The organism is Clostridium vincentii (assembly GCF_002995745.1).
Classification (GTDB): Bacteria; Bacillota; Clostridia; order Clostridiales; family Clostridiaceae; genus Clostridium; species Clostridium vincentii.
Map to the genome: position 1 here is coordinate 1 of NZ_PVXQ01000026.1, position 25873 is coordinate 25873.

28 protein-coding genes and 1 riboswitch are annotated in these 25873 nt (G+C 30.3%); of the genes, 26 read left to right on the forward strand and 2 right to left on the reverse strand.

What is annotated here, in order from left to right; translation table 11 throughout:
* The first annotated feature begins 111 nt into the window (after positions 1-111).
* The 11 genes from CLVI_RS11495 (at position 112) to cobU (ending at position 8666) form a co-directional block, all read left to right on the forward strand.
* On the forward strand, positions 112-813 hold the full coding sequence (locus CLVI_RS11495) for an ATP-binding cassette domain-containing protein (protein ID WP_242980679.1): 702 nt from the start codon (positions 112-114) through the stop codon (positions 811-813).
* A gap of 4 nt (positions 814-817) precedes the next feature.
* Complete coding sequence (locus tag CLVI_RS11500; protein ID WP_242980680.1) at positions 818-1507, forward strand: ABC transporter permease; 690 nt, start codon at positions 818-820, stop codon at positions 1505-1507.
* A 150-nt stretch (positions 1508-1657) separates the two neighbouring features.
* Complete coding sequence (locus CLVI_RS11505; RefSeq protein WP_106060278.1) at positions 1658-2923, forward strand: replication-associated recombination protein A; 1266 nt, start codon at positions 1658-1660, stop codon at positions 2921-2923.
* Positions 2924-3212: 289 nt separating this feature from the next.
* Positions 3213-3665, forward strand: coding sequence for an RrF2 family transcriptional regulator (locus tag CLVI_RS11510; RefSeq protein ID WP_106060279.1), 453 nt, complete (start codon positions 3213-3215; stop codon positions 3663-3665).
* 1 nt (position 3666) lies between these two features.
* Positions 3667-4848: a cysteine desulfurase NifS gene (gene nifS, locus CLVI_RS11515; protein ID WP_106060280.1), complete on the forward strand. Its 1182-nt coding sequence runs from the start codon at positions 3667-3669 to the stop codon at positions 4846-4848.
* 1 nt (position 4849) lies between these two features.
* Positions 4850-5284, forward strand: coding sequence for a Fe-S cluster assembly scaffold protein NifU (gene nifU, locus CLVI_RS11520; protein ID WP_106060281.1), 435 nt, complete (start codon positions 4850-4852; stop codon positions 5282-5284).
* A gap of 8 nt (positions 5285-5292) precedes the next feature.
* On the forward strand, positions 5293-6369 hold the full coding sequence (gene mnmA, locus CLVI_RS11525; protein ID WP_106060282.1) for a tRNA 2-thiouridine(34) synthase MnmA: 1077 nt from the start codon (positions 5293-5295) through the stop codon (positions 6367-6369).
* A 163-nt stretch (positions 6370-6532) separates the two neighbouring features.
* On the forward strand, positions 6533-7195 hold the full coding sequence (locus CLVI_RS11530; protein ID WP_106060283.1) for a hypothetical protein: 663 nt from the start codon (positions 6533-6535) through the stop codon (positions 7193-7195).
* 1 nt (position 7196) lies between these two features.
* The gene (locus CLVI_RS11535) at positions 7197-7616 is read left to right on the forward strand and encodes a ribosomal maturation YjgA family protein (protein ID WP_106060323.1); all 420 of its coding nucleotides are present in this window, start codon (positions 7197-7199) and stop codon (positions 7614-7616) included.
* A gap of 62 nt (positions 7617-7678) precedes the next feature.
* Entirely contained in the window at positions 7679-8113 is a 435-nt protein-coding gene (locus CLVI_RS11540) for a C-GCAxxG-C-C family protein (protein WP_242980681.1), read from the forward strand.
* A 4-nt stretch (positions 8114-8117) separates the two neighbouring features.
* On the forward strand, positions 8118-8666 hold the full coding sequence (gene cobU / locus CLVI_RS11545) for a bifunctional adenosylcobinamide kinase/adenosylcobinamide-phosphate guanylyltransferase (protein WP_106060284.1): 549 nt from the start codon (positions 8118-8120) through the stop codon (positions 8664-8666).
* A gap of 66 nt (positions 8667-8732) precedes the next feature.
* Here the strand turns inward: cobU and CLVI_RS11550 are convergent, their stop codons facing one another.
* Positions 8733-9575, reverse strand: coding sequence for a hypothetical protein (locus tag CLVI_RS11550; protein ID WP_106060285.1), 843 nt, complete (start codon positions 9573-9575; stop codon positions 8733-8735).
* 169 nt (positions 9576-9744) lie between these two features.
* Positions 9745-9930: riboswitch (cobalamin riboswitch) on the forward strand.
* A 269-nt stretch (positions 9931-10199) separates the two neighbouring features.
* Between CLVI_RS11550 and CLVI_RS11555 the strand changes: the two genes are divergently transcribed.
* From CLVI_RS11555 to CLVI_RS11610, 12 genes are read left to right on the forward strand one after another with little or no spacing between them, the layout of a single operon-like run.
* Positions 10200-11690: a cobyric acid synthase gene (locus CLVI_RS11555; RefSeq protein ID WP_106060286.1), complete on the forward strand. Its 1491-nt coding sequence runs from the start codon at positions 10200-10202 to the stop codon at positions 11688-11690.
* A 22-nt stretch (positions 11691-11712) separates the two neighbouring features.
* Complete coding sequence (locus CLVI_RS11560; RefSeq protein WP_106060287.1) at positions 11713-12660, forward strand: ABC transporter substrate-binding protein; 948 nt, start codon at positions 11713-11715, stop codon at positions 12658-12660.
* A gap of 9 nt (positions 12661-12669) precedes the next feature.
* Positions 12670-13716 carry a FecCD family ABC transporter permease gene (locus CLVI_RS11565; RefSeq protein WP_106060288.1) on the forward strand — a complete coding sequence of 349 codons (1047 nt, stop codon included), beginning with the start codon at positions 12670-12672 and terminating at the stop codon, positions 13714-13716.
* A gap of 2 nt (positions 13717-13718) precedes the next feature.
* Positions 13719-14492, forward strand: coding sequence for an ABC transporter ATP-binding protein (locus tag CLVI_RS11570; protein ID WP_106060289.1), 774 nt, complete (start codon positions 13719-13721; stop codon positions 14490-14492).
* Positions 14493-14504: 12 nt separating this feature from the next.
* Entirely contained in the window at positions 14505-15845 is a 1341-nt protein-coding gene (locus CLVI_RS11575; RefSeq protein WP_106060290.1) for a cobyrinic acid a,c-diamide synthase CobB, read from the forward strand.
* Positions 15838-16377 (forward strand): cob(I)yrinic acid a,c-diamide adenosyltransferase, encoded by a 540-nt coding sequence (locus CLVI_RS11580; protein ID WP_106060291.1) that lies wholly within the window; start codon positions 15838-15840, stop codon positions 16375-16377. The genes CLVI_RS11575 and CLVI_RS11580 overlap by 8 nt, the downstream gene beginning before the upstream one ends.
* Positions 16378-16412: 35 nt before the next feature.
* Positions 16413-17501, forward strand: coding sequence for a nicotinate-nucleotide--dimethylbenzimidazole phosphoribosyltransferase (gene cobT, locus CLVI_RS11585; RefSeq protein WP_106060325.1), 1089 nt, complete (start codon positions 16413-16415; stop codon positions 17499-17501).
* A 29-nt stretch (positions 17502-17530) separates the two neighbouring features.
* Positions 17531-18292 (forward strand): adenosylcobinamide-GDP ribazoletransferase, encoded by a 762-nt coding sequence (locus CLVI_RS11590; RefSeq protein WP_341458758.1) that lies wholly within the window; start codon positions 17531-17533, stop codon positions 18290-18292.
* A 15-nt stretch (positions 18293-18307) separates the two neighbouring features.
* Positions 18308-18898 (forward strand): histidine phosphatase family protein, encoded by a 591-nt coding sequence (locus tag CLVI_RS11595; RefSeq protein ID WP_106060293.1) that lies wholly within the window; start codon positions 18308-18310, stop codon positions 18896-18898.
* Entirely contained in the window at positions 18895-19869 is a 975-nt protein-coding gene (gene cbiB, locus CLVI_RS11600; RefSeq protein ID WP_106060294.1) for an adenosylcobinamide-phosphate synthase CbiB, read from the forward strand. Before CLVI_RS11595 ends, cbiB begins: the two co-directional genes overlap by 4 nt.
* A gap of 15 nt (positions 19870-19884) precedes the next feature.
* Positions 19885-20952 (forward strand): pyridoxal phosphate-dependent aminotransferase, encoded by a 1068-nt coding sequence (locus CLVI_RS11605; protein ID WP_106060295.1) that lies wholly within the window; start codon positions 19885-19887, stop codon positions 20950-20952.
* Positions 20953-21909, forward strand: a complete 957-nt coding sequence (locus CLVI_RS11610) for an alkaline phosphatase family protein (protein WP_106060296.1) — start codon at positions 20953-20955, stop codon at positions 21907-21909. It abuts the gene before it with no gap.
* A gap of 98 nt (positions 21910-22007) precedes the next feature.
* Here CLVI_RS11610 and CLVI_RS11615 read toward each other — a convergent pair whose 3' ends face one another.
* The gene (locus CLVI_RS11615; protein ID WP_106060297.1) at positions 22008-22571 is read right to left on the reverse strand and encodes a nitroreductase family protein; all 564 of its coding nucleotides are present in this window, start codon (positions 22569-22571) and stop codon (positions 22008-22010) included.
* 170 nt (positions 22572-22741) lie between these two features.
* On the opposite strand from CLVI_RS11615, the gene CLVI_RS11620 reads away from it, so the two are divergent.
* The 3 genes from CLVI_RS11620 (at position 22742) to CLVI_RS11630 (ending at position 25735) form a co-directional block, all read left to right on the forward strand.
* On the forward strand, positions 22742-23722 hold the full coding sequence (locus tag CLVI_RS11620; protein ID WP_106060298.1) for a diaminopimelate dehydrogenase: 981 nt from the start codon (positions 22742-22744) through the stop codon (positions 23720-23722).
* 181 nt (positions 23723-23903) lie between these two features.
* Positions 23904-24383, forward strand: a complete 480-nt coding sequence (locus CLVI_RS11625; protein WP_106060299.1) for a hypothetical protein — start codon at positions 23904-23906, stop codon at positions 24381-24383.
* 113 nt (positions 24384-24496) lie between these two features.
* Positions 24497-25735: a mechanosensitive ion channel family protein gene (locus CLVI_RS11630; protein ID WP_106060300.1), complete on the forward strand. Its 1239-nt coding sequence runs from the start codon at positions 24497-24499 to the stop codon at positions 25733-25735.
* Positions 25736-25873 lie beyond the last annotated feature (138 nt).

The window sequence follows — 25873 nt, forward strand, 5'->3', positions numbered from 1 at the left end:
TTTGCCGCCGACTTCCTTCAGATTCCACCTCACAATGGACACCCTTGTCTTAAGCTAAATGGTTGGCACTATCAGCCTCCATTACGGACTTTCACCGATTAGTGCACGCCCATGCTGGGCGCACTAGGAAGTATCATAGAATATCCTGTATTCTACGATAATCTCACTGGCAGAGAAAATTTAGAACTTCATTGTGAGTACATGGGATATTATGATAAAAGTGGTATTGATAAGGCAATAGATCTAGTAAATTTAAAGGAGATAGATAATAAGGAAGTTAAATATTTTTCCCTAGGGATGAAACAAAGGCTTGGAATTGCAAGGGCAATTTTAACTAAACCTGAGTTATTAATACTAGATGAGCCAATCAATGGTCTTGATCCAATAGGAATTAAGGAAATCAGAGACATATTGAAAATGTTAAATAAAGAATATGGTATAACAATTTTAATATCTAGTCATATTTTAGGGGAAATAGAACAATTAGCAGATACCATAGGGATAATAAATAATGGAAGATTAATAGAAGAAGTCTCCATGGAAAGCATTAGAGAAAAAAATACTGAGTATATAGAAATTATTACTAAGGATTGTATAAGAGCAGTGTATATTTTGGAAAATGATTTAAATATTTCTAACTTTAAAGTTGTAGACAATACATTAATAAGAATATATGACTTAACGTTAGCTCAAAAGGATATTTCAAAGGCTTTAATTCTAAAGGATATAGAGATTGATGCTATTAATAAGAAAAATAGTACATTAGAAGACTATTTCTTAAATCTTTTAAATGGGGGTAAGTTAAGTGTATAAATTAATGAAATTAGAATTGAAGAAGTTCAAAATCAGTGGATATATTAAAGGAGCTATTATTACTAACTTAATTATTCTGGGGTTATTATTTATGGCTGTGTATTTGCCTGAATTTGGTGAAGATAGAATTATTAATAATTTCAATGATGTTTTTTGGATGACAGATGCATTTGTAAAAGCTCCTTTCACAATTTTTGCAGCCGTATTAATTTCAAGATTAATAATTAGTGAATATAAAAATAAAACAATAAATGTTCTATTCACATATCCAATAAACAGGGAAAAAATTATGTTAGCAAAGCTAGCTGTTGTAGCAACATTCACTTTTATAACTATGATAATATCAAATTTTTTCTTGAATTGTAGTTTATTTGTTTTAAATATTTTTATAAATTTTACTCAAGATCCTTTAACAGTGGATATATTGCAAAAAAGTATGATTAATATTGTTTTGTATTCAGTGACCTTTGCATTTATAAACTTAATTCCTGTATGTGTAGGGATGAAGAAGAAATCCGGGTCTGCCACAATAATAACCTCAATTATATTAGTAAGTATATTAAATAGTGGAACCAACGGAAATACCTTAAGTAGCATTATAGTAATTCCAATCATTCTTGCAGTTATAGGAGCAATTACTTCTTATTTATCAATAAAAGATATAGAAAAAGTAGATGTGATTGATTGTTATTAAGGTGTATTGTCACGTAAATTAAAGTTTCATATGAATAAAAAAAGAAGCTCTATAATAACTTAGGTTATTTATGAGTTTCTTTTTGAATGTATAGCAAAAGAATATATGTTAAAATGTAAGTATATTATTCAAGGAAGATGAGGCGGAGTTATGTATCAACCATTAGCAGATAAAATAAGACCAACTAAACTATCGGAAGTTTGTGGTCAAAAACATATATTAGGAAACAATAAAATTTTAGATAGGATCCTTAAAAGTGGTGCAATAAGTAATATGATTTTTTACGGACCACCTGGTATTGGGAAGACAACTGTAGCAAATATTATTTCGAAATCTGCAAATAAGCAATTTTATAAGTTGAATGCTACGAATGCTTCTTTAAAGGATATACAGGATATTTGCAAGGAATTAGATACCTTTATGGGAAGAAATGGGGTTCTTTTGTACTTAGATGAGATTCAAAATTTTAATAAAAAACAACAGCAATCCTTATTAGAATATATAGAAGACGGACGTATTACTTTAATAGCATCTACCACAGAAAATCCCTACCATTATGTTTATAAGGCTCTTTTAAGCAGGTCTACTATTTTTGAGTTCAAACCCTTAAGTGAAGATGATGTAAAAGAAGCATTAAATAGGGCGATTGATATAGAAAAAGTAAATTTTACTGAAACGTCCCTTAAAATTGATGAGGAAGCCTTAGATTATTTCGCAGCTGCATCTAATGGAGATGTTAGAAAAGCTATAAATGGTCTTGAGGTTGCACTAAATTCTACAAATCCAAGCAGTGAAGGAATTGTACATATTACCCCTGTGATAGCAAGGGAAAGCTCTCAAACTAAGGTTGTAGCTTATGATATGAATGGTGATAGCCACTATGATATCTTAAGTGCTTTTCAAAAATCAATTAGAGGAAGTGATGCAAGTGCATCTCTTCATTACTTAGCTAGATTAATAAAAGCTGGAGATTTAATTTCAATTTGTAGAAGACTTCTGGTAATAGCTTCAGAGGATATAGGCCTTGCTTATCCTCAAGCATGTTCTATAGTAAAGTCTTTATTAGATACATCTAGAGAATTAGGGTTTCCTGAAGCTAGAATACCATTAGCTGAAGCAACTATTTTGCTTGCCACCGCACCAAAGTCAAATTCTGTGGTACTTGCAATAGATAAAGCTTTGGCAGATTTAGATAATATGAAAATAGATGATATTCCAAACCATCTAAAGGATGCACATTATAGTGGAGCTGCTGCTTTAGGACGAGGGGTTACTTATAAATATCCACATAATTATGAGAATAACTTTATTAAGCAGCAATATTTACCCAATAATATTAAAACAAGGATCTATTATGAGCCGGGAGCAAATAAGATGGAAAGAACTACGAAGGAGTTTTGGGATAGAGTTAAATAAAATATATTTAAAAATAGATAAGCAATTTGTATATAATTATGATATTATATTAATAAGTTATTATTAAATAAATAGATATAACTAGTAACGATTAGTCTTTGAGATAACAATTTAATAAATATAGTATACAAGACACGTATATTTTTCAATGATGAAAAGCTACAAATATTAGCTTTTCATTTTTTTTACAGAAAATGAAACATCCTTATTGACAATTCCCGAGTGCTTTGCTATGATATAAATATAAATCATAGCATAGTAAATTGGTCAACATTAAGGAGAGATTACAATGAAGTTATCTACAAAGGGGCGCTATGGTGTAAAGGCAATGGTAGAACTTGCTATAAACTATGGTGGTCCTCCAATATCTGTTAAAACAATATCCGTAAGACAAAATATATCTGAATGCTACTTAGAACAATTATTTGCACCTTTAAGAAAGGCAAAATTAATTACTAGTAGTCGAGGAGCTCAAGGTGGATATGTTTTAAGTAAAGAACCTAAAAGTATTACAGTGGCGCAGGTTATCTATATTCTTGAAGGTCCTATTGAAATAGCAGATTGTATAGAAGGTACGGCATGTGATAATATCGATTTTTGTGCTACTCGACTTCTTTGGGAAAAAATTAAAAATAGCATTGATGATGTAATGGAATCAATAACCCTTCAGGACATTGTTAATGATTACAAAGATATGAAATTTAAAAATGAAGAAATAAAGTTACAAAATGGAGGAAAATAAAATGAAGAATGTATATATGGATTATGCAGCCACAACTTTTGTTAAACCAGAAGTACTAGAGGAAATGTTGCCTTATTTCACGGAAAAGTTTGGTAATCCATCATCCTTTTATGAAGTTTCAAGAATAACAAGTAAAGCAATTGATGACTCTAGAGCAAAAGTTGCTAAAGCAATAAATGCACAAACTAGTGAAATCTACTTTACAGGTGGAGGATCCGAAGCTGATAACTGGGCAATTAAAGGTATTGCTTCAGCTTATAAAAATAAAGGCAATCATATTATTACATCAAAAATAGAACATCATGCAGTATTACATACCTGTGAATATCTTGAAAAGCAAGGATATGAGGTAACTTATCTTGATGTGGATAGTGAAGGTTTTGTAAATCCAGAAGATGTTAGAAATGCAATTACAGATAAAACTATTTTAGTTTCTATCATGTTTGCAAACAATGAGATTGGTACAATTGAACCTATAAAGGAAATTGGAGCAATTTGTAGAGAAAAGAAGGTTTTATTCCATACAGATGCAGTTCAAGCTATAGGGAATATTCCAGTTGATGTTGAAGATATGAACATTGATTTATTATCTCTAGCTGGACATAAAATTTATGGACCTAAGGGAATAGGAGCTTTATACATCAAAAAAGGTATTAGAATACATAACCTTATTCACGGTGGTGGACAAGAAAGAGGTAGAAGAGCTGGAACTGAAAATATTGCAAGTATAGTAGGCATTGCAAAAGCAATTGAACTTGCTACAGAAAATCTAGAAGAACATATGAATAAGATGACAAATTTAAGAAATAGGTTATTTGAAGGATTATTAAAACTTCCTCATACAACTGTAAATGGACCTATGGGAGATAAACGACTACCTGGAAATGTAAATGTAAAATTTAGATTTATTGAAGGAGAAGGGATTTTACTTTCATTAGACTTTGAAGGAATAAGTGCTTCTAGTGGAAGTGCTTGTACATCAGGATCTTTAGACCCATCACATGTACTATTAGCTATAGGAATATGTCATGAAAGAGCTCATGGTTCTTTAAGACTTACTTTAGGGGATAGCACAACTCAAGAAGATGTTGATTATGTTATAGAAACAGTACCACCAATTATAGAAAGATTAAGAAAGATGTCTCCATTATGGGATGACTACAATAAAAAAGGAGAGGTTTAATATGATATATTCTGATAAGGTAATGGACCATTTTAAAAATCCTAGAAATGTAGGGGAAATTGAAGATGCAAATGGCGTTGGAGAAGTTGGAAATGCTAAGTGCGGAGATATAATGAAAATTTACTTGAAGATTGAGGATAATATAATAAAGGATGCAAAGTTTATGACTTTTGGTTGTGGATCAGCAATAGCATCATCATCAATGGCTACAGAACTTATTATAGGAAAAGATATAGATGAAGCATGGGATCTTACTAATAAAGCGGTTGCTGAAGCTTTAGATGGGTTACCACCAATTAAAATGCATTGCTCAGTTTTAGCTGAAGAAGCTATTCATAAAGCTTTAAATGATTATAGAGCAAAGGCTGGACTTGACGTTCACTTTATTGAAGAACATGGAGAAGATTTACACGATGCGGTTCATTTCGCTGAATAGGAGATAGCATGAATAAAAAAGTAGTAGTAGGTATGAGTGGTGGAGTTGATAGCTCCGTTGCAGCTTATCTTTTAAAAGAACAAGGATATGATGTAATTGGTATTACAATGCAAATGTCCCCAGAGGACCCGGATTTTGCCGAAAGAGAAGGCGGATGTTGTGGTCTTTCTGCGGTAGAAGATGCAAGACGGGTATGTGATAAACTGGAAATACCATTTTATGTTTTGAATTTTAGAGAAATCTTTAGAAAAAAAGTAATTGATAATTTTGTTGATGAATATATGGCAGGAAGGACACCTAATCCTTGTATCGCCTGTAATAAGTATTTGAAATTTGATGAATTATTAAGAAAAGCTAGAGGTATCGGAGCAGAGTATGTAGCAACTGGTCATTATGCTAAAATAGTAGAAGAAGATGGAAGGATGCTTTTAATTAAATCAGAAGATGATAAAAAGGATCAGACCTATGCTCTATATAATTTTACTCAAGATCAATTAGCTCATACTTTAATGCCTTGTGGTGAATATAATAAGGACAAAATACGAGAAATAGCTAAAGAACTAGGTCTAGCAGTACATAATAAAAAAGACAGTGAAGAAATTTGTTTTGTAACAGACAATGACCATGGTAGATTCATTTCAGAAGATAAGCCAGGAAAGATTAAGCCTGGTGATTTTGTAAATAGGGCTGGAGAGATTCTTGGACAGCATAAGGGAATAGTTAACTACACTATAGGTCAAAGAAAAGGATTAGGTATAGCTTTTGGGATTCCTATGTTTGTAACTGGTATTAATGCTAAAAGAAATCAGGTTATATTAGGGTCGGAAGAAGATATTTTTAAGACTGAATTATTAGCTAAGGACCTGAATTTTATCTCTTTTGATAAATTAAAACAAGAATTAGAGGTTACTGCTAAGGTAAGGTATGCTGGAAAGGCTGCTGAAGCAACTATTTATCCAGAGGCATATGGTAAGGTTAGAGTTGTCTTTAAGGATAAACAAAGAGCTATAACAAAAGGTCAATCCGTTGTTTTTTATAATGGGAACATTACTATTGGTGGCGGAATTATTGAAAAGATATTTTAATATTAAAATGAGCTGCTAAAACTAGAAATTATAAATTCTAGTTTTAGCAGCTCATCTTTTTATCTATAGTCAAATAATCATTATTACTTCATGGAATACATTAAGTAAATTGGAAATTAGACGATAATAAGGATAAATATCAATAAAAAGGTGGCGTGTATTAATGAGTATAGACAGTATTGGATCTAATGGCATAAACACCTCCAATTATAGTAATATAAATGATAGAAAAAAAGTAGAAAATAAAAATGAAGAGTCTAGCAACACATCAAAAGGCATAGGTACTGATACATTTATTGAATCCAAAGAACAAGATACAACTAATTCAACATATAAACCTGTAAAAAAGAAACTTACTCTAGAAGAAGTAAAAGCCATAAAAGAAGAACAACAAAATTTAAAAGCAGATCTTATAAAAAGATTTATTAGTGATACAATAAGTAATCAGAATAAATTGCTTGGAAAATCAACTGGAAGTAACATAAATGAAATGCCCAAGGAAACTACAGATTTACTTACTAAAATCTTCGGTTCTGTAGAAGATGCTTACCCACCACTTGCAACAACTCAAGAAGGTGCACAGCAAGCAATATCAGAAGGTGGAGCATATTCTGTAACTGCAGTTGCAGATCGTATTATGACTATGGCAAAAGCCATAGCAGGAGATGATCCAGATAAAATTCAAAAAATGAGAGATGAAGTGGAGAAAGGTTTTGCACAAGCTGGATTAGATTTTAGCAAAGCAACAAAAAGTGATTTACCCCAAATTTCTAAAGATACCTACACTGAGGTCATGAAGAGATTTGATGAATTACAGGATAAATAATATGATTTTCAAATATACTAGAAATAGATTATTGTATGCAGTTTTAATTATTATTGTAATGATATTAGGATTATTATCTGGAAAATATGGATATATCATACCAGATTTTATAGATATATATCTAGGTGATGCTTTATGGGCATCAATGATTTACTTAGGAGTAGCCTTTATTTTCAATAAAAAGAGATTAAAAATAGTGGCTGCATTTGGATTATCTTTTTGCTATCTAATTGAAATTAGCCAATTGTACCATGCTAATTGGATAGATAACATTAGGCAAACTACTCTAGGAGGTTTGATTTTAGGGTATGGATTTTTGTGGAGTGACTTGGTAGCTTATAGTATGGGAATTGGGATAGGTGTAATTATTGACCTGATAATTTCAAAGAGTTATAAGATTGTGGAGAGTAATCATAGATAGATTATATGTTCAATTCAAGAATTTGTAATCTATCAAACATTTTATTAATGGAGGGGGTACTAATGGAAAATTTAACTGAAAAAGCAATAGATAAATTTAATAAGGGTTATAATTGCTGCCAATCAGTCCTTTGCGCATATTGTGAATTGTTTGATATGAAGGAGAAAGATGCAATTCGTATAACAGAAGCATTTGGGAGTGGTATAGCAGGATTAAAAGAAACTTGTGGTGCCGTAACAGGTATGGCTATGACAGTAGGTTTAATAAATAGTGCTGGTGATTTAGATAATCCTAAAAAGACAAAGATTGAAACCTATAGAATAACTCAAGAAATGATGAAAGAATTTGCTGAGATTAACGGGTCTTTAAACTGTGGAGATATTTTAAAAGGTGATGGATTTAATCAATTAAGAAGTTGTAAAGGCTGTGTTGAAGATGCATCAAACCTTATCCAAAAGCATTTTTTCTCAAACAAAACGACTTTAATGGAAAGGTGAAATAATGAGTAAAATAACTTTAGTAACAGGTGGTAGTAGAAGCGGTAAAAGTAGCTTTGGGGAAGACTTATTTAAAGAGGAAGACAGGGTCCTATATATTGCTACATCTATGATTACAGATGATGAAATGGAAAATCGAGTTGCCGTTCATAAAAGTAGAAGAAATCAGAATTGGGAAACCTTTGAAGGTTATAGAAATTTGTATAATGTAATTAAAGATACTAATTGTAAATACATTATCCTTGAGTGTATAACTACCATGATAACAAATTTAATGTTTGATAAATATACAGACTTTGATAATTTATCAAAAGAAGAGATACAGACTTTAGAAGAGAGTATTAGTGAAGAGATTACAAAAATAATATCTAATTGCAAAGATTTTGATAAAGAACTTGTAATAATAACAAATGAAGTTGGTTTTGGTTTAGTATCTGAATATAAACTTGGAAGAATTTTTACTGATATATCAGGTAGAATAAATCAATTAATAGGTAAATTATGTGATGAGGCTTATTTAGTGGTATCAGGATTACCATTAAAGCTTAAATAGTTAAGTTTGATTGTATGCAGATATTTTTTATTTATTCTTGAGAACCCTGAAAAGGGAAGAAGCTAATCATTTTAGAATGATTAGCAACATACAATAAATAATCATATAAATTCCGAACAGCCACTTATATAGTTTATTTTCAAACGGCTTGTCTCTTTCTGGAGCTGAAAAACAGTTCTTGAATGATCCTTTTGCCAATTTTCGCCCAAGGATTATTTCTGATATCAAGTAGGGTATAAATGGCCCTAAGATGCTCCCTATAACTAAAAAAATATAAATAGGTGTAGTAGTAAAATATCTTGAAAATATAGCTATAACTCCTAGATTTAGTACAATATAAACTATAAAAAACTTTATATTCTCATATATTCTTTCCCAACTATTATCAGAGTATTTTGCAGTTTTGAAAAAACTATACATTTTCTTTTCGTTATATACAGTAGACATATTTCTTTTGTCAAGACTTTCCTTTAAGGCAGTTAGCATATCTCCTATATTTTCTAAAACTACAGTAAGTCTTATATTTCCATTAATATGAATAATTTTTACCCAACCCCCAGTGTACTTAATAGATGGGAACTTCAAGGCTTGTATATTTTCATAAGGAATTCTTGTTTCCCCTTTAATATTATTGTATACTATTCCTTCTTCAGTCAAAGTCACGTTTATTTTTTTGAATTTTCTATACATAACTAAATAAATGAATAGGAACTCTAAACTTAAAAGAACAATTATCCCTATTCCAACACCTAAAATAATTGACCACAATGTAGGACTGTTTGTGGTTTTCACCCTTGATGCTAGTCCTAATGAAACAGTGGCATAACTAATAATAAACATAAATTCAATAAATAAGAAAAACTTTGCTGGCTTTCGTAAATACTTTCTGTAAATATATTTTTCTTCCAAATTTTTCACTACCTTTCATATAATTTGAATACATTAATATTGGGAAGTATTCAAATATTTTATATATATGTACATATTACCTTATTATATATGAAAAAACAATAATTGGATTTATGAATGTTAATTTGACAAGAGTAGGGAAATCTTCTATACTAATCTAAGTAATTATAACTTAATATTAAGTTTAGGTGCCTTTAAATAGGTGAAAAGGGAATGTGGTTAGAATCCACAAAGCAGCCCCCGCTACTGTATTTGATGACGAATCTTTGGTAAAGCCACTCTATATATTTATAGGGGAAGGAAAAGATAAGGATGATTCATAAGCCAGGAGACCTGCCTAAATTTACGTTTCAAATATACTTTCGGAGGGAAGGTCTATTAGATTTTGATAGGAACTAATATAAGATTTTTATTAGTTGAGAATTGAAAGTTGACATCCTTTGGGTCCCCTTGTTGGGGAGTTGAAAGTTATGTATGAATCCCAAAAGGATTCAATCCTTAACTTTCAATTTTCAATTATCAATTTTCAAAAAATTATCTTTGTTTTAAATAAATTCTAGTGGCAATACGTCTATATGTATTGCTGCTTTTATTTTGCCCATTTTAAAGAGAGGTGATGTGACTATGGCTAAAATAATGATTCAAGGTACTGGATCATCTGTTGGTAAAAGTATTCTTGTTGCAGCATTATGCAGGATATTTAAGCAAGATGGTTATTCAGTATGTCCCTATAAATCACAAAATATGTCCTTAAATTCGTACATTACTTTAGATGGCAAGGAAATGGGTAGAGCTCAAGTTCTTCAAGCCTATGCAGCAGGAATTGAGCCCCAGGCTTTTATGAACCCAATACTTTTAAAGCCAACAGCTGATACAAAGTGTCAGGTAATTGTAAATGGAAAGGTACATAATAATAACACTGCGCAAGAATATCATAATTTGAAGCCTATGTTCAAGGACATGCTCAAGGAACAATTTATTAAGCTAGAAAAGAATTTTGACATAATTGTCATGGAAGGAGCTGGAAGCCCTGCTGAAATCAATTTAAGAGATCGAGATATTGTAAATATGGGAATGGCCGAGCTTGTAGATTCACCTGTACTTATAGTTGGAGATATTGACAAAGGAGGAGTTTTTGCTTCCCTTGCTGGTACTATGCTGCTTTTAACAGATGATGAAAAGATTCGAGTTAAGGGAACAATTATAAATAAATTCAGAGGAGATATTAATCTTCTCAATCCTGGAATTGATATGATTGAAGAAATTATTAAAAGACCAAATTTAGGGGTTGTTCCTTATTTTAATTTAACACTTGAGGATGAAGATGGTGCGATGGTGGAAGTAAACAGAAAAGTCACAGCACCAATAGATGTTGCAATGATAATGTTCCCACATATATCTAATTTTACAGATGTTGATTGCTTAAAATGTGAAGAGGATGTAAGTGTTAGATTTATAAGTAGCCGTGAAGAGTTTGGAAATCCAGATCTTTTAATTTTACCAGGAAGTAAGAATACTATTGAGGATTTAAACTTTATAAGAAATTCAGGTCTTGAGGATGCAATTATAAATTATAGTGAATATGGAATACTTATAGGTATTTGTGGTGGCTATCAGATGCTTGGCAAAAAGATTAGTGACCCATTGAATATTGAAAGTAATCTTAAAAGTATAAAAGGCATGGAGATTTTGGATGTTGAAACAATAATTGAAAGTGAAAAGGTAATGACTAGAGTTGAAGGTCATGTAACATTACCAGGGTGTAAAGGCTGTATCTATGGATATGAAATTCATATGGGAAAGACTACTATAGCTGAAGGTAGTAATAGTTTCATAAATATAGATAAAGAAAATAATATAGAAATAAATAAAACTGATGGTATCTTTAATAAACAAGAGACTATTTTCGGTACATATATACATGGGATACTAGATTCTACACACTTTAGAGAATACTTGTTAAATAAAATAAGAGTTAAAAAATCAATTACTCAAAGGAAATCTCCAGTCTATGAAGGTTTTAGGGAACAAGAAATAAATAAACTAGCAGACATAGTTCGTAAAGCAATAGACATGGAAAAGATATATGAAATAATGAATTTAAATAGAAAATAATTTAAAGGTAGGTAAATACATAATGAAAAAAATAATGAAAACTTTAACGACAATATTAATTACAATGACAATGATAGCTACTTTTACAGCATGCACAAGTGGTAATAAGACAGATAGTTCATCAAATACTAAAAGTGAAGCAGTGCAAACTGTATATCCTTATACATTTACAGACTCAAAGGGCGATGAAATTGTTATTGAAAGTGAACCAAAGAAAATTATTTCCATAGCTCCAAGCGTCACTGAATTAATTTATGCTCTTGGAAAGGGTGATGAACTTCTTGGAAGAACAGATTATTGTGATTACCCAGAAGAAGTAGCTGATGTAGAAAGCATTGGGTCATTAACAGATCCCAATATAGAAAAGATTATTGAATTACAACCGGATATAGTAATTGCATCAACACATTTTAAAGATGATGTAGCTAAAAAGTTACAGGATTTAGGTATTAAGATAGTTGTTTTAAAAGATTCTAAAAGTATTGATGGGTCATATGAATCAATAAATAAATTAGGGCAAATGCTAAATGCACAAGATAAGGCTGAAGACGTCGTTGATTCAAGTAAGAAAAAGATTGAAGAAATAAAGGAAAAGGTTGAAGGTGCAGAAACACCAAAAGCTTATTACGTTGTAGGTTTTGGCAAAAGTGGCGATTTTACTGCAACTGGAGATACTTTTATATCAGAAATGTTAAGTATTGCAGGTGCAAAGAATATAGCACAGGATGCTACTGGATGGAAGTATAGCCTTGAAAAAATAATTGAAAATGATCCAGAATATATAATAATATCAAAAAAATCTGGAATGAAGGATCAATTTATGACAACTGATGGCTATAAAGAATTATCAGCTGTAAAAAATGATAAGGTTTTTGAAATAGATGATGATTTAGTTAATAGGCAAGGTCCTAGAATTGCAGATGGAGTAGAAGCCTTAGCTAAAATTATTCATCCAGATCTATTTAAATAGGTATAAGTTATGAATAAAGTAATTATAAAGAAAAGAAAAACTTTGTTTATTACACTATTGCTAGTTTATATAATACTTGCTGTGGTTGCTACCTCTTTGGGGGCAGCAACTATAAAACCTTACACTGTATTAACAGGCATTTTAGGTAAAATACCCTTTTTAGGACAATATATAAATAGCAATGTATCAGAAACAGATTCTCTTATAATATTTATGGTAAGGATGCCGAGAATTATTATGGCAAGTTTAGTTGGTATAGGCCTTTCAGTAGTTGGCGCATCATTCCAATCCTTATTTAAAAATCCCATGGCAGATCCTTATGTCCTGGGAATATCCTCTGGTGCAGCACTAGGTGCAGTTCTTGCAATGGTACTAAACATTCCAAGTTCCGGGGCCTCTTTGAGTATTGTAACCATATCAGCATTTATAGGTGCTGTAGTTACAACTATTCTTGTTTATAATATAGCTCAGGTTAGAGGACGGGTAACAACAACTAATCTATTACTTGCAGGTTGTGCAGTTAGCTTTTTAATGTCATCTATGATTTCAATAATAATGGTTTTTAATCAACAAGATGTTAATAAAATAGTTTTTTGGATGATGGGAAGTTTTAATGCTTCAAGCTGGAAAAACATTTGTATAGTAGCTCCTATTATATTAATTGGCACAATAGTTATATACTTTTATTATAAGGATTTTAATTTAATGTTAACTGGGGAAGATAATGCAAAGAGTTTAGGTACTGATACAGAAAAAATAAAGAAAATTATAATATTACTTTCCTCTATGATTGTAGCAGTAAGCGTTTCTTTTTCAGGAATAATTGGTTTTGTAGGATTTTTAGTACCTCATATGATTAGAATTGTATTTGGCCCTAATAATAAAGCATTGATTCCGTTATCGGCAATAGGTGGAGCTACTTTTCTTCTCTTCTCAGATACTATTGCAAGAACAATAGCCGCTCCAGCTGAATTGCCTGTAGGATCCGTTACAGCATTAATTGGTGCTCCATATTTCATATATCTACTTATAAAAATGAAAAAAAGGAGTGGCTAGAATTGAAAGAAGAAATTAAAGTAAAAGACCTGAATTTCTCTTATGAGACAAAGGTTATTTTAAAAGATATAAACCTAAGCTTTAGTAAAGGTAATTTTTATTCTGTAATTGGACCTAATGGCTCAGGGAAATCTACATTTATTAAAAATATATCAAAAATATTACCATCAGGAGATAATAGTGTATTTATAGATGGCATAGATATTTCTACTATCAAAAATAAAAAGCTAGCTCAAACAATGGCTGTAATCTCTCAGGATATAATAATAGAATATGATTTTACGGTTTTTGATATAGTAATGATGGGAAGAAGTCCCTATAAAAGAAGATTTGAAGATTTTAATATTGAGGATGAGAAAATAGTTGAAAAATATATGAAAGCTACGGATACATGGTATTTAAAGGATAAACTTATTACCGAATTAAGTGGTGGAGAAACTCAAAGGGTAATAGCTGCAAGAGCTTTAACCCAAGAAACAGATATAATTTTACTTGATGAACCTACCTCACACTTAGATATACAATATCAAATAGAATTCTTAAAGATATTTAAGAGTTTAAAAGTGGATAAAGTTATTATAGCTGTCTTACATGATTTGAATTTAGCATCAATTTTTAGTGATGAGATAATATTAATTAATAAAGGTGAAGTTGTATCAAAAGGTCTTCCTTGGCAAGTTATAAACAAAAAGAATATCAAGGAAGTTTATAACCTTTCAGTAGAAGTTTTTGAAAATCCAATAAGTAAATGTCCATATATAATTCCTATATTGTAGGCGGTGAAAAATATGAAAAGTATAATAATATCTTCAAATTGTAGCGGTGGAGGTAAAAGCACCTTTACTTTAGCTCTAATGAAAGCATTAATTAATAGAAAATATGATGTTCAAGGCTATAAAGTAGGTCCAGATTACATAGATACAGCCTTTCATACCCATGTTTGTGGAAAATCTTCTAGAAACTTAGATTTATTTATGATGGGCGATAAAGGTGTGAAATCATCATTTGCAAAAGGTAAAGGTAATATAGGCATAATAGAAGGCGCCATGGGTCTCTATGATGGTTTAGGATATGATAGTAAATATTCAACTTATCATTTATCTAAGTTTCTAAGTATTCCTATAATTCTTGTAATAACTCCAAGGGCTCAAAGCAATACACTTTGTGCTGAACTTATGGGACTATTAAATTATGAGAATGCAGATATCAAAGGGGTAGTACTTAATAATATTTCAAAAGATTATTACAAACTTTTGAAAAGGATGATAGAAAATAATACTCCTTTAAAAGTATTTGGATACATGCCAAAAGACGAGAGAATTATACTTGAAAGTAGGCATTTAGGCTTAATTCAAAGTAGTGAAATAGATGATTTAGATGAAAAAGTTGATCTTTCGTCCAAAATCCTAGAAGATCATATTCAAATAGAAGAAATAATAAACTGCTTAGAAGTAAAACCAGAGTCCCATGAACAATATATCCCCTCTAAGAATAAATCTTTGAAAATAGGATATGCCTTTGATAAAGCTTTTAGCTTTTACTATAAAGATAATTTAGAATTATTTGAAGACATAGGAGAATTAATTCCTTTTAGTCCCTTAAAGTCTAAAAAGCTACCAGAAAACATAGATTTTCTCTATATTGGAGGTGGCTATCCGGAGGTTTTTGAAGAGGAACTTAGCAAAAACAAGGATCTTTTAAGTGATATAAAAAACAAATTAGAAAAGGGACTTCCTGCCTATGCTGAATGTGGTGGCCTTATGTATTTAACTAAGGGTTCAGAGAGAAACAATTTGGTAGGATTTTTTAATGGAATGTATAAGCTTACTGATAAACTTGTGAATTTTGGATATGCTAAGCTTCAAGTATCAAAAGAGAATAATATTTTTCCTAAAGGTCTGGAGATAAACTGTCAGGAGTTTCATAAAAGTTTTGTGGAACTTAAAGAGTCAACAATATTTAGTTTATCTAAAAATTACTATGAAGAAAAAAAATGGCATTGTGGTTACTTGAAAAAAAATGTTATTGCTTGTTATGCACATATTTATTTCTATGGGAATATGGAGTTTTTCAATAGTTTAATAGAATTAGCAAAATCTTATAAGAGTGAGGAGATTAATAATGGATAGCTTAGAAAGAGGGTATGTCCAAGTCTATACAGGAAATGGGAAAGGAAAGACAACTGCAGCCGTAGGTCAAGCTGTTAGGTCAGTAGGAAACGGTCTAAAGGTATATATGCTACAATTTCTTAAAACTGATCCAACAGGAGAGCTTGAAACAGCAAAATTATTTGGAGATAAATTTCAGATTTTCAGATTTGAAAGTAAAAAGGGGTTCTTTTGGAATCTAACTGATGAGGAAAAAGTAATTCTGCAAAGTGAAATAAATACAGCTTATAATTTTGCAATTGAAGTAATTAAAAATAATAGCTGCGATGTATTTATATTAGATGAAATCATGGGAATATTATCTAACAAACTGCTAACTGAAGGACAAGTAATAGATCTTATAGATAAAAAACCAATTAATATGGAGTTAATTCTAACTGGAAGAAATGTACCTGATTCAATAATTGATAAAGCAGATTTAGTAACAGAAATGAAATGTGTTAAACATTATATGGATAAAGGGGTCTATACTAGAAAAGGAATTGAGAGTTGAAATTTGATACCCAAAGGGTGCGCCCTTGTGGGGAAATTGAAAGTTTAGAAAATGCGTTGAAAAAAATAACCCCTTCAAATAAAACCATAATGAAAGAATGTATAGAACGCTGGGATGGCATTGCAAAACCTCTTAGAAGCCTTGGGACTCTTGAGGAGGCTGTAGTAAAAATTGCTGGAATAACTGAGAATATCAATGTGAATATAGATAAAAAAGCATTAATTATTATGTGCGCAGATAATGGAGTTGTAAAAGAGAATATTACTCAAACGGGTAGTGAAGTTACAGCAATAGTTGCAGAAAATTTCACCAAAAGAAAAGCAACTGTAAGTATAATGGCAGGAGTTTCAAAAACTGATGTCTTTACTGTTGATATTGGAATAGAGAGAGATATGGAGAATAGTTTAGATATAAATGAAGAGGTTCTCCCTTTTAGAATATTAAATAGAAAGATTTCTTATGGAACTAGAAATTTATATTTAGAACCTGCTATGACTCAAGAACAAACAATAGCCGCAATTGAAGTAGGAATTAATTTAGTAAAAGAACTTAAAAAGAAGAATTATAATATAATTGCTACAGGAGAAATGGGCATTGGCAATACTACTACAAGTAGTGCGATAACTTCAGTATTATTAAATGAACCTGTTGAACTTGTTACAGGTAAAGGGGCTGGCCTTTCTTCTAGTGGATTAGAAAGAAAAATACATGTAATTAAAGAATCAATTAAATTAAATAAACCAAAGGTTGAGGATCCAATTGATGTTTTATCTAAGGTTGGAGGCCTTGATATTGCAGGGCTTGTTGGGGTATTTATAGGTGGTGCAACCTTCAAAATTCCAATAGTAATTGATGGTTTTATATCAGCTGTTGCAGCATTAATAGCAATTAGACTTGAACCACTAGTGATTGGTTATATTCTGCCTTCACATGTATCAAAGGAACCAGCAGGAGAAATGGTTTTAAATAAGCTTGGATTAACACCTTTTATAAACTGTGGAATGTTTCTAGGGGAAGGTACGGGTGCAATAGCTGTATTTCCAATATTAGAAATGGCCTGTAATGTTTATAGAGATATGAGTACTTTTAGTGAAATCCATGTTGAAGAGTATAAACAATTATAATTTACATTAAGCTGAAGGGAGCGATGAAAATGATATGGAATTCATTTAAAATAGCCTTTTCCATGTATTCAAAAATCCCAATGCCAAAAACAGATTGGAATAAAAGAAATATGAAATATGCTTTATGCTTTTTCCCTGTAGTGGGACTAGCAATTCTAGCTTTAGTTATGCTGTGGAATTATATTTCTCTTAATTTGAAAATAGGGAACATTCTGCATACTGCAATTTTAGTTGTTATTCCAATCCTTGTTACAGGAGGGATTCATTTAGATGGTTTTTTAGATACCATGGATGCTTTAAGTTCTTACCAGCCAATTGAAAAGAAATTAGAAATTCTAAAAGACCCTCATACAGGAGCATTTGCAATAATAAGTGCTATTACATACTTTATTCTCTATTTTGGAGCTTGGAGCGAGGTTCACGGTGATGCTTTAATTATTTTATCAATTGGATTCATCCTATCAAGAGCATTAAGTGGACTTAGTATTGTCATTTTTCCTTGTGCGAAAAATAGTGGCCTGGTAGCCATGTTTAGTGATGCTGCTGAAAAAGATAAGGTAAAGTATTCAATGCTGTTTTACATTTTCATCTGCACACTTTTAATGTTATTTATTAATATTTTTCTAGGAGGAATCTGTGTAATTACAGCTTTACTAGTATTTATTTATTATAAGGTCATGAGCAAAAAAGAATTTGGAGGAATAACAGGAGACTTAGCAGGCTATTTTTTGCAAATTTGTGAATTGATAATGGCATTAAGCGTTGTATTTATTGAAAAGTTATTTTTGTAATTAGGGGAGAAAACTATGATTAAAATTGCACTTATTCGGCATTCTAAAACTAATGGAAATCTTGAGAAAAGATATATTGGTATTACTGATGAATCATTATGTAAAGTAGGTATAGATTTAATAAAATCAAAATCCTTTCCCTTAGCTAAAGTTGTCTATTGCAGTCCACTAGCTAGATGTCTTGAAACTTCAAAGCTAATCTATAAAGATATAGAACCTATAATTTATAAGGATTTAAAAGAATGTAATTTTGGACTCTTTGAAAATAAAAATTATAAAGAGCTAATAGGGAATATACACTATAAGAAGTGGATTAACAGTAATGGTACTTTGAATTTTCCAAATGGGGAAAGTTCTGAAGAATTTAAAGATAGATGTGTTAATGCATTTGATAAAATAATTAATGATATTTTGCAAAAGGATGTAAAGTCCAGTGCCATGATAGTTCATGGTGGAACTATCATGGCTATTTTAGATAGATATTCCTTACCTCATGAAGACTTTTATCATTGGCAAGTAAATAATTGTGAGGGATTCGTGATAGAAATCGATGAAATTTTATGGATAAAGGGTGACAAAAGAACCACCATATCGGAGGTAATATGATAATATCTTTAATCGCTTTATTAATTGGCTATATATTAGATTTGATTTTTGGAGATCCATATTCCTTTCCACATATTATCAGATTACTAGGAAATCTAATTTCTAGAGCGGAGAAAATACTTAGAAGAATATTTCCAAAGAATAATAATGGAGAATTTGTAGCTGGAATATTTTTAGTTGTAATCATGACAGTTATTCCAACTATAATTACAATCTTAATTCTAAAAGCTTGTGAAAGCTTTAGTGTGTATTTAAGATTAGCTGTAGAAGGATTTATTTGTTATCAACTATTAGCAACAAAATCTTTAAAAACAGAAAGTATGAAAGTATATAAAGAATTAAAGAATAACAATTTAGACGAGGCTAGATATAAAGTATCCATGATTGTAGGACGGGACACTAAAAAATTAACACAGGAAGGAATTACAAAAGCAACTGTTGAAACAATAGCAGAGAATGCCTCAGATGGTGTTATTGCACCTATGATATTTATGGTGCTTGGGGGAGCACCATTAGGACTTTTTTATAAAGCAGTTAATACTATGGATTCAATGGTAGGATATAAAAATGAGAAATATCTTTATTTTGGTAGGTTTGCTGCAAGACTTGATGATGTTTTAAATTATATTCCAGCTAGAATATCTGCGTATCTTATGATATTAGCTAGTTTTTTTACTAAGATGAATGGAAAAAATGCTTATAAAATATATAAAAGAGATAGATATAATCATTCAAGTCCTAATTCTGCACATACAGAAGCAGTTTGCGCAGGAGCACTTGAGATTCAATTGGCAGGAGATGCCTATTATTTTGGTACTCTATATAAAAAGAAGACTATTGGAGATGCCCTAAGACCAATAGAATTTGAAGATATAAGAAGAACTAATCTTCTTTTGTATACAACTTCAATTATAGGAATTACGATATTCTTAATAATAAAAACCATAACGTTATACATAATCATTAAGTAAGTGGGAGTGAAGACGATGAATAAACTAATTCACGGTGGGGATATATATACTAAAAGAAGGACTAATGCAGATTCAATTTTAGATTTCTCTGCGAATATAAATCCATTTGGAATGCCGGATTCTGTTAAACAGGCAATAATTGATAATATTGAAAGCTACACTAATTACCCTGATCCACTATGTAGGGATTTAAGGCAAGCATTAGCTGTTTATGAAAATACAAATTCTAGTAATATAATATGTGGAAATGGAGCAGCTGATATAATCTTCAAAATTACCCTTGCACTAAAGCCTGAAAAAGCTTTGCTAATTGCTCCAACTTTTGCAGAATACGAAGAAGCTATAAATCTAGTTAATGGTGAAATAATTTATTATAATTTAAAAGAGGAGAATAATTTTTATATTGAGGCTGATATCTTAAACTATATTACCTGTGATTTAGATATTATGTTTATTTGCAATCCCAATAACCCAACTGGGATACCTATGAAAAAACAGGATCTGCTTATTATTTTAGAAAAGTGTAAAGAAAATAATGTGAAATTAGTTGTAGATGAATGTTTTATAGATTTTTTAATAGATGAAGAAGAATATAGTATTTCAAGTTACATATCTCAATATAATAATTTGATAATATTAAAAGCCTTTACAAAAATATATGCTATGGCTGGAATTCGTTTAGGATATATGCTATGTTCCAATATAGATATTGTAAATAAAATAAATGCTATAGGCCAACCTTGGAGTGTATCTACTGTAGCAAGTAAATGCGGAGTAGCAGCATTAAAAGAAATAGATTATGTACAAAAGACAAAGAGATATATTAAAGAGAATAGACAGTATTTAATTAAGGAATTAAATACTTTAGGCTATAAAGTATTTGAATCTCAAACTAATTTTATATTATTTAAGACTAAGAATACGAATATAAAAGATAAATTAGAGGAATACGGTATTCTAATTAGGTCCTGTAGTAATTATAGAAACCTAAATGAAGAGTATTTTCGTATTGCGGTAAAAAGTGAAAAGAATAATGAGTATTTTATTGATTCTCTTAAAAAGATAGAAAGGCAAAGTGAATAAATGAAAACAATTTTAGTGATAATAGATGGTGCAGAGCCAGCTGATTATAAATATTGTGAAAATATAAATAAAATAAAAGAGATAGGTTCCTTTAGAACTGTAAATAATACACCGGAAGGTATGGAAACTAATAGTTTAACATGTATTTTAAATATTTTAGGTGTTCCATATAGTGCTATCCCAAAGGGAAGGGCTTATTTAGAGGCTCTTGCAATTAATGAAGAGATTGATGAAAATGATTTAATATTTCGATGTAATAATATAAAGATGAAAAATGATATTCTTTTATCCTGTGTTGAACATAAAAATACTATTTTGCAAGAAGATGAATTTAGAGATATTAGATTAATTAATATTGGAAGCTATAAAAATCTTCTTATTATAAAAGAGGGAAGGAAATATTATGATAGTATTTCAACATTTCCACCCCATGAAAATTTAGGCAAAATCTTAAGTTACATTCTGCCAAAATGTACTGACAAAAAAATTGAAAGTATATTAAATAAATTAATATATAATTATAATTTGTATCCTTGGGGACAATCTGTTAAAGATATGATTCCTAGTTTTTATCAATTACATAATAAAAAAGGCGCTGTTGTTTGTAAAACTGAAATAGTTGAAGGTATTGCAAAGGATATGAATATGTATGTTCCTATTTTAAATAGTGCTACGGCAGATGTGGATACTGATTTGATTGAAAAAGCAGAAAAAGCACTTGAATTATCAAAAGAATATGACTTTGTACTATTACATATAAATGGTGCAGACGAAAGTGCTCATAGAAAAAATGAAGATCAGAAAATAAACTTTATTAATAAAATAGATAAAGAAGTAATTAGTTATTTAATGAAAACTATAGATGCTAATACTAGTCTTATTGTTACATCAGATCATGGAACTAGTGCCAAAAGTGGAAATCATATTAATGTTGAAGTGAATTATTATATTTTATAGATAACTATATATATAGGTCTCTGAAACATTTAAAAGCTATGAATTAAAAAAATTCACAGCTTTTATTTTACGATAACTAAATCTCAATAAGAATATACCTAAAAAACATCTTCTTTAATGTTATTAACATAGGCTTTATCCCAAGTGTTCAAAAACACAAAATCTTTGATATCTTTCTTATCATAATGTTCCTTACTTTCAGCAATTTCTCCAATAGGAGTCATGGCAACTACTTTAAAATTTTCTGGAATGGATAATGTTTCTTTAATAATATTCTCATGAATTGCAGCAATCCAACATGTTCCATATCCTTCATTGGTAGCAGATAAAATAAAATGTTCCATAGCTATGGCACTATCAACTAGATAATACTCTTTGTTTTCTATTTCTCCAGAAGCATGTGGGTCTGCAACAACTACCATTGTCATTGGGGCTTCTAATATCGATTGTGATGCTAAATTATCCTTATTCATTATAGCTTTAGAAAGTTGTTCTAACTCTTTTTTTTTATAAACTAAAATAAATCGGTACGAGGTCTTATTTTTCCATGAAGGAGCCATCATAGCCGCATTAATCATTCGAGCTAATTTTTCAGTATTTATTGGTGAATTCTTAAATTTTTTAATACTTTGTCTACTTTTAATTACATCATAAAATTCCATATAATCACACTCCTTAAATTTAGTATGTGTAATTTAAGTAATAATAATGTAAGTATTTTTTCAATGGTCATATTCATGAACCCTATAATAAGTAAATTGGAAATTTGCTAAAATTTTATATTGTGCTAATATAAATTATATACTTAGTACAAATCATTGGAGGATAAATTATGACAAATAAAATAAATATTGGAATAGTAGGTTATGGAAATTTAGGTAAAGGTGTCAGAAAAGCAATGAAACAAAATCCAGATATGGAGCTTAAAGCTATTTTTACAAGAAGAGAAGTTAGCCAAGTATCAGAAAACGATGCTTTAATGGTACATATTTCTAAAATTGAAGATTACAAAGATGAGATTGATGTAATGATATTATGTGGTGGTTCAGCTACAGACTTAGCGGTACAAGGTCCTCAAATTGCAGAATTATTTAATACAGTAGATAGCTTTGACACACATGCAAAGATTCCAGAATATTTCGATAAAATGGAGCAAGTTGCTAAAAGTTCAGGGAATTTAAGTATTATTTCGGTAGGCTGGGATCCTGGTTTATTTTCATTAAATAGATTATTAGGAAATATAGTTCTTCCAGAAGGAAAGGATTATACTTTCTGGGGAAAAGGCGTTAGTCAAGGTCATTCAGATGCCATAAGGAGAATTGAGGGTGTAAAAAACGGAATACAATATACTGTTCCTGTTGAGGAAGCTTTAGAAAAAGTAAGAAGTGGAATCAATCCTGAACTATCTACAAGGGAAAAGCATATAAGAGTTTGTTATGTATTACCTGAAACTAACGCAGACCTTAGAATTATAGAAGAAACGATTAAAAATATGCCTAATTATTTCTTGGATTATGATACCGTAGTTAATTTCATAACCGAAGATGAATTAAAGAGAGATCATGCAGGAATGCCACATGGAGGATTTGTAATACGAACAGGAGTTACCGGAGATGGAAACAATCAAAAAATCGAATTTTCACTTGACCTAGATAGTAATCCTGAATTTACGTCAAGCATTTTAGTAGCTTATGCAAGAGCTATATATAAATTATCAAAGGAAGGAAAGAATGGTGCATGTACTGTATTTGATATACCTTATACATATCTATCACCAAAATCACCTTCTGAATTAAGAAAAGAATTACTTTAATAATTTAAATTTTTTCAGATTATCATTTACCAGGAAAGATATATTAACACTCTTTGTGTTAATATATCTTTTTTTACCATTATAGAAATATTATAATTTAATTTGCATATTTAATATAAATTAATTACTATAGTTGTGAAAGAGCTATGTTAAATAATATCATTAAGGAGGTTATGTAGAGATGAAAGTGAAAATACATTTGGAAGAATTAAAAAAGAAAAACATAATATATATAGAAAGTATACAGGAGGGTTTCAATAAGTATCCAAATACAATGCTTGATGGCAGTGAAGAACAGGTAAATACTGCTATTAGACAGCTATTTAATATAAATGGTTTAGATAATTCTTATGCAGACTTTTATTATGGAAGATTAAATCAGCAAGAAAAAAATAGAGTACAAGCTGCTTTAGATGAAAAAGAGGTTATGGTTATAGAATCACTTCAATTATCGACAGATGATATTTTTATTCAACTTAATTCTGAACTACTTGAAATATTATTGAAGCTTACTGCTAATGAAGTGCTGTTTAGTAGCTTTTACTTTGCAAAATATCCATGTTTGGTATGGGGAAACTATGGCAAACGGTATCCTGTATTTTTTAAAGATGATTCTGTAATGCAGATAGTAATACAGCAGATATGGAAGAGACAAAAATAATAGGAATAGCAGAAGTTTTTAAGTGAAATATAAGTTAGAGAATAAAATTTATGGTATAATGTCGAAATATGCAACGAAGTTGTAAAACATTAATGAAAATGGAGGATTGAAATTTGGTTAATACTATTAAGAATTTGTTAATTAATCACGATATAAATGAAACTGTAGCTGTCTATCTATCTAATGCAATAGCTGTGATATTTATTATAATTATTACTATAATAGTGGATTTAATTGTAAAAAGAATTCTTCTTAAAATTTTAAATTCTTATGCTCAAAAAAGGAAAAATAAATGGCAAAACATTCTGACAGAGAAAAAGGTTTTTGAAATACTGGCTCGTATTGTACCAATTGGAATAATACATGCATTTGCTCCAGTGTTTCCTGATTATCAAATATGGATTCAAAGAATTGCTTTCTCTTATATTATTTTAATTGTACTATTAGCATCAAATAGGTTCTTGGATGCTATAAACATGATTTACTCGAAGTACGAAGTATCTAAAGCAAGACCTATTAAGGGATATCTTCAGGTTGTAGAGATAATCTCATACACCATAGGTATTGTTATCATTATAAGTATTGTGATAGATCGCTCTCCATGGATTTTATTAAGTGGTATTGGAGCTGCAACGGCAGTACTTGTTCTTATTTTTCAAAACTCTATACTGGGACTTGTAGCCAGCATTCAAATTACTTCAAATAATATGTTGAAGTTAGGAGACTGGATTGAGATGCCTAAATATGGAGCAGATGGGGCTGTATTAGAAATTTCCTTAAACACAGTAAAGGTACAAAATTGGGATAATACTATTATTACTGTACCAACACATCTACTTATATCTGAATCCTTTAAAAATTGGCGAGGGATGGAGGAGTCTGGTGGTAGAAGAATAATGAGATCTATCTATATAGATATTACTAGCATAAAATTTTGTAATGAAGAAATGTTATTAAGGTTTGAGGAAATCCAATATATTAAAGAAGATCTTCTAAATAGGAAAAAGGAAGTAGATAAATATAACAAATACTACAAGGTTAATTCATCACATCTTGTTAACGCAAAACAATTAACTAATATAGGTACTTTTAGGGTTTATGTAGAAAACTATCTAAAAAATCATCCTAAGGTAAATCAAAATATGATACAAATAGTAAGACAACGTCAACCTACTGAAAATGGATTGCCTATAGAAATATATGCTTTCACAACTCAAATAGATTGGGTAGCGTATGAATCAATACAATCTGATATTTTCGATCATATATTGGCTGTTGCACCTGAATTTGACCTGAGGATTTTCCAAGCCCCAACAGGATATGATTTTCATAGGCTAAGAACTGAAGTTTAATTAATTAAGTCAAACATTAAACATACTATTATTGAAAGCCTTGTCCATAAATTAATTTGAGGACAAGGTTTTTATTATGTCAAAATTGATATAATATAACATATGAAATTATTTTAATATGGTTCAATTAAAAGTAAG

Coding starts and splice junctions, on each gene's coding strand:
- CLVI_RS11495 (WP_242980679.1), top strand. CDS start 112: ATGCTGGGCGCACTAGGAAGTATCATAGAATATCCTGTATTCTACGAT.
- CLVI_RS11500 (WP_242980680.1), top strand. CDS start 818: ATGAAATTAGAATTGAAGAAGTTCAAAATCAGTGGATATATTAAAGGA.
- CLVI_RS11505 (WP_106060278.1), top strand. CDS start 1,658: ATGTATCAACCATTAGCAGATAAAATAAGACCAACTAAACTATCGGAA.
- CLVI_RS11510 (WP_106060279.1), top strand. CDS start 3,213: ATGAAGTTATCTACAAAGGGGCGCTATGGTGTAAAGGCAATGGTAGAA.
- nifS (WP_106060280.1), top strand. CDS start 3,667: ATGAAGAATGTATATATGGATTATGCAGCCACAACTTTTGTTAAACCA.
- nifU (WP_106060281.1), top strand. CDS start 4,850: ATGATATATTCTGATAAGGTAATGGACCATTTTAAAAATCCTAGAAAT.
- mnmA (WP_106060282.1), top strand. CDS start 5,293: ATGAATAAAAAAGTAGTAGTAGGTATGAGTGGTGGAGTTGATAGCTCC.
- CLVI_RS11530 (WP_106060283.1), top strand. CDS start 6,533: ATGAGTATAGACAGTATTGGATCTAATGGCATAAACACCTCCAATTAT.
- CLVI_RS11535 (WP_106060323.1), top strand. CDS start 7,197: ATGATTTTCAAATATACTAGAAATAGATTATTGTATGCAGTTTTAATT.
- CLVI_RS11540 (WP_242980681.1), top strand. CDS start 7,679: ATGGAAAATTTAACTGAAAAAGCAATAGATAAATTTAATAAGGGTTAT.
- cobU (WP_106060284.1), top strand. CDS start 8,118: ATGAGTAAAATAACTTTAGTAACAGGTGGTAGTAGAAGCGGTAAAAGT.
- CLVI_RS11555 (WP_106060286.1), top strand. CDS start 10,200: ATGGCTAAAATAATGATTCAAGGTACTGGATCATCTGTTGGTAAAAGT.
- CLVI_RS11560 (WP_106060287.1), top strand. CDS start 11,713: ATGAAAAAAATAATGAAAACTTTAACGACAATATTAATTACAATGACA.
- CLVI_RS11565 (WP_106060288.1), top strand. CDS start 12,670: ATGAATAAAGTAATTATAAAGAAAAGAAAAACTTTGTTTATTACACTA.
- CLVI_RS11575 (WP_106060290.1), top strand. CDS start 14,505: ATGAAAAGTATAATAATATCTTCAAATTGTAGCGGTGGAGGTAAAAGC.
- CLVI_RS11580 (WP_106060291.1), top strand. CDS start 15,838: ATGGATAGCTTAGAAAGAGGGTATGTCCAAGTCTATACAGGAAATGGG.
- CLVI_RS11590 (WP_341458758.1), top strand. CDS start 17,531: ATGATATGGAATTCATTTAAAATAGCCTTTTCCATGTATTCAAAAATC.
- CLVI_RS11595 (WP_106060293.1), top strand. CDS start 18,308: ATGATTAAAATTGCACTTATTCGGCATTCTAAAACTAATGGAAATCTT.
- cbiB (WP_106060294.1), top strand. CDS start 18,895: ATGATAATATCTTTAATCGCTTTATTAATTGGCTATATATTAGATTTG.
- CLVI_RS11605 (WP_106060295.1), top strand. CDS start 19,885: ATGAATAAACTAATTCACGGTGGGGATATATATACTAAAAGAAGGACT.
- CLVI_RS11610 (WP_106060296.1), top strand. CDS start 20,953: ATGAAAACAATTTTAGTGATAATAGATGGTGCAGAGCCAGCTGATTAT.
- CLVI_RS11615 (WP_106060297.1), bottom strand. CDS start 22,571: ATGGAATTTTATGATGTAATTAAAAGTAGACAAAGTATTAAAAAATTT.
- CLVI_RS11620 (WP_106060298.1), top strand. CDS start 22,742: ATGACAAATAAAATAAATATTGGAATAGTAGGTTATGGAAATTTAGGT.
- CLVI_RS11625 (WP_106060299.1), top strand. CDS start 23,904: ATGAAAGTGAAAATACATTTGGAAGAATTAAAAAAGAAAAACATAATA.